Below are 3,635 nucleotides of genomic sequence, written 5' to 3'. Positions count from 1 at the left end.
CTGTAATTATACGTCTTGAATCGTTTTTCGTTTCATGCTTTGGATCAATTTATCTGCTCATTTAGAACCGTATGTTTCAAATGAGTTTTGGTTTAAACGACAAAATACTAAACCGGACAAACCGCCTGTCACTGAGGAGACTGTGATTGCTCCCTGTTCAATACCGGAAGGTTCTATTCGCCAGGGACGTGAGCCATTTTATGTGCAAGAGCTGGAGATTCATGCCAAAAGCATCTGTTACTGGCTTGAGAAGTGGCGAACCCCCGAAGGTAACATCATTCGCGGGGTTCCGTCGGCAGCCTTGAACGGTCACCATTTCGGGCCGAAAATCCAGGCATTCATACTGCATCAGTACTTCGCCTGTGGTGTAACTCAGCCCCAGTTGCTGGAATTTCTCTGGGATATAGGTGTTTCAATCTCAGCAGGAGAGCTCAGCAACCTGATCACGAAAGGTCACGCGCCATTCCACCAGGAAAAAGACGAACTACTGGCGACAGGTATCCGCTGTTCACGTTATCTGCAAACCGACGACACTGGTTCAAGACATCAGGGTCAAAATGGCTATTGCACTGTTATTACCAATGAACTGTTCACTTGGTTTGGTACAACCGGAAGCAAGAGCAGGGAAAACTTCCTGACTTTACTGCATCGCCCCTACCGAACCTATGTACTGAATGCTGACGCGATCCACTATCTCAGTGAGCACAAATTTGCCAGGAAATGGGTGAACATACTGAAGCAATATCAGGATGTGCATTTTCTCAGCGAAAAAGCCTGGAGAGCCTTTATGGACGACATCGGTCTGACAGGTTCAAGGAATCGACAAAGGGCGACTGAGGCCATGCTCTACGGTAGCCTGATGAATCACGGATTCAATCTGGTCACATTCAGTGATGGTGCCACAGTTTAATGTGTTTGCCCATGCCCAGTGCTGGGTACATGCTGCCAGGCCGTTAGAGAAAGCCATTCCGGTCAACGATCATCAGGTTAGTGCTCAATATTGGTGCTTGACCTGGTTCTGGGATATTTATCGTGATCTTAAGGCGTTCAAAGCATCTCCATCGGATGAAAAAGCAGCCAGAATCAGATTGGCTTTTAAGAGCCTTATCCAGACACAAACCGGCTGTTCAGCCCTGCAGGAAGGATTATCAGGTTTAGCAGTGATTGAGGAAGAGCTGCTGATGGTTCTGGATCATCTGGAGTTGCCTTTACATAACAATCTCAGTGAAAGTCAGATTAGGGAGCACGTCAAACGGCGTAAAATCAGTGGTGGCACCAAAAGCGAGAGCGGACGACAGAGTCTGGATACCTTTGCAAGTCTTAAGAAAACCTGCAGACAATACGGGCTTTCATTCTGGCACTATTTAACAGATAGGCTGACAGGTAGCGGGACATTCCCGAGGTTGGCAGATGAAATAGAACGTGCTGCACGTTGGGTGTCGTGTGGGCTAAAAACGGGTTTTTGAGTAATTACTACTTTTGGATAGATCTTCTGTTGTCCTATGACGTTGAATAGCATCCAGTATTTGAATGAGTGCAGGATTGGTTTTTATTTTATTTTCATGGTGGTTTTGTTGGTAAACCAAAACTCACTTGAAACCATCGGTTTTATTTTGGTTTTGGCTTAACCGGTTTTCTGAGCACCTCTTCCTCCTCGTCAAGAGACGTCTTGGTATGGAGTCTGTCGGCTAACTCGACTGGTTTTTGGTTAATCTGCACGCAGAAGGCTTTGACATTCTTCACCAGTTCATCTTGGGTGCTATGACAATAATGATAAGTTACCTCCTCTCTCAACCAACGCCAAAGAGCCTCAACTGGCATAAAATCAGGACTGTACGGAGGTAGCCAGACTAGCTCTATTTTTAGATTTTTTGCAGCCTCGCAGACGTCAAATGACCGATGATAGGACGCACCATCCCAAATAACAGTAATTTGTCGTTCAAGATTCTCCTGTCGAATACGCTCCAGAACATTCACAGTATGTTGTGAATTGCCTTTGGGGTATGGCCAAATCCTAACCTGGCCCTCGTTGTAGTAATAAATCCCGTAAAACGTGACTTTGGATAGCCCTGGAGAGCAAGAAGACACAAAGAGTCTACCGCCTTTAGCTGACCACCCACTACCGATATCCGTATCCTGATGAATGTGCGCTTCGTCAATATAAACGATCAGTTTTTCTTGCCTGGTTGCCTGCTGAAGTAACGGCTCAAGCTGCTTCAGATAGTCTGCTCTTTTTTCAGGATCGGCACGATTCAGGAGCTTCTTCGCCTTTTTCCAGGAGATATTATTCCTTTTCAAAACACGGCGAATAGTTTCCCGGGAGCAAGTAAAGCTCCATTTCACCTTGCACCAGTTTACTAACCTTTTAAGAGTCCAGCGAGGGAGTGACGACTTTTCAGCATTTGCAGCGGCTTCAGCCGAACGGTGGATGGCTTGAGTGATGATTGAGGTAACGGTTAGACAAAAGGGGGGTGCCCGCCTGTACGCTTATACTGGAGAGCTTTTGGGCCGAATTCATTATAAGCTTTGATCCATTTCCACAAGGTGTGTGTTGCGCGTTTGGTGCTGAAGGCCACCTGTGAAGCGGATTGCTCACAACAGACTTGATAAAGGGCCATAAAGCGTTCGCGCGTCCTATGGTGAGGTTCTGATAATCCAGATTGATAGAGGCATTCTGGGGATTGATTCCATTTATCGTGTAGGACTTTAAGCATGAATCGAATAGTTATGGCAAAAAATGATCTGTAATTATACGTCTTGAATCGTTTTTCGTTTCATGCTTTGGATCAATTTATCTGCTCATTTAGAACCGTATGTTTCAAATGAGTTTTGGTTTATACCGATTTAGCCAGTGCTATGCGAGCGGATTTTGAACGCCTTAATTTTTCGATTGAGTTGATTCGTGTTATTGATTTTATGATTTCCTTAATTGTTATATCGATTAACTGCTGAGTTTGTTTTTCGATAAGATCTTGGTGTGTTGTTGCTTTCATTTCCAAGCAATGTTTCTGGGATTCATATTTTTGAATCCCTGCTGATTGTTTGGTTAACGTATTGATTGATAAATAGCTTTCATGTGTATCTGATTCTGATTCATCGTGCATTCTTTGAAACTCTACCAATGATTCAATGGCATGGCTGATATAAGCGTAATTGCTTTTATGGCTGGTTTCAGGAGTTGGCTTTATTCTGTTTTTGAATAATTCTATTCTGTTAGATAGTTTACAGATATTTTCAAGGTTTTTTGTTGTTTCTTCTTGGGTAAACTCAGAAATACTGGCGCAAGCCCTTAGTTCATCTTTGTATTGATCGAGTAGCTTTTTGACGCCGTTCTCAGATTTTTTCTTCATGCCTTTAGAAAATAGTGCGTTTGCAGATTTAATTTTTTTCCTTTTCTCCTTTTCCGCACGTAGATTGTCGGCTTTAGACTTTTAAGTGCCCACTTCACGTATAGTGACGGTTTGTGCTTTTTTAACGATTGCTGATGTCTTTTCTTCCTGTGGATTGAGCACCGATGAATCAGAAAAGTTACTAGGAGGCTGACCGAGAATAGCCAAATCAGTTATGATAAACCTCAAAACCAAATATAATGATGCCAAATGTCTCCACCTCCAAAATTCAAGGATAGCCCTGTT

General features: G+C 43.6%; 5 protein-coding genes. 2 read left to right on the top strand and 3 right to left on the bottom strand.

Annotation, left to right across the window (positions count from 1 at the left end; genetic code table 11):
• The first annotated feature begins 142 nt into the window (after nt 1-142).
• Together AKL11_RS13445 and AKL11_RS13440 are read left to right on the top strand one after the other, a co-directional pair.
• Complete coding sequence (locus AKL11_RS13445) at nt 143-910, top strand: transposase (RefSeq protein ID WP_157673564.1); 768 nt, start codon at nt 143-145, stop codon at nt 908-910.
• Entirely contained in the window at nt 894-1,466 is a 573-nt protein-coding gene (locus tag AKL11_RS13440; RefSeq protein ID WP_067518230.1) for an IS66 family transposase, read from the top strand. Before AKL11_RS13445 ends, AKL11_RS13440 begins: the two co-directional genes overlap by 17 nt.
• 142 nt (nt 1,467-1,608) lie before the next feature.
• Here the strand turns inward: AKL11_RS13440 and AKL11_RS13435 are convergent, their stop codons facing one another.
• The 3 genes from AKL11_RS13435 to AKL11_RS25970 form a co-directional block, all read right to left on the bottom strand.
• Nucleotides 1,609-2,430 (bottom strand): IS630 family transposase, encoded by an 822-nt coding sequence (locus tag AKL11_RS13435; protein ID WP_245673409.1) that lies wholly within the window; start codon nt 2,428-2,430, stop codon nt 1,609-1,611.
• 404 nt (nt 2,431-2,834) lie between these two features.
• Entirely contained in the window at nt 2,835-3,350 is a 516-nt protein-coding gene (locus tag AKL11_RS13430; protein WP_067518227.1) for a hypothetical protein, read from the bottom strand.
• Nucleotides 3,351-3,431: 81 nt separating this feature from the next.
• Nucleotides 3,432-3,635 (bottom strand): hypothetical protein (locus AKL11_RS25970; protein WP_216636804.1); only part of this gene is annotated, 204 nt, incomplete at its 5' end.

Source organism: Endozoicomonas ascidiicola (assembly GCF_001646945.1).
Lineage (GTDB): Bacteria > Pseudomonadota > Gammaproteobacteria > Pseudomonadales > Endozoicomonadaceae > Endozoicomonas > Endozoicomonas ascidiicola.
Note: the sequence above shows the minus strand (reverse complement) of the source record. Positions and strands in the feature narration are given on the sequence as shown.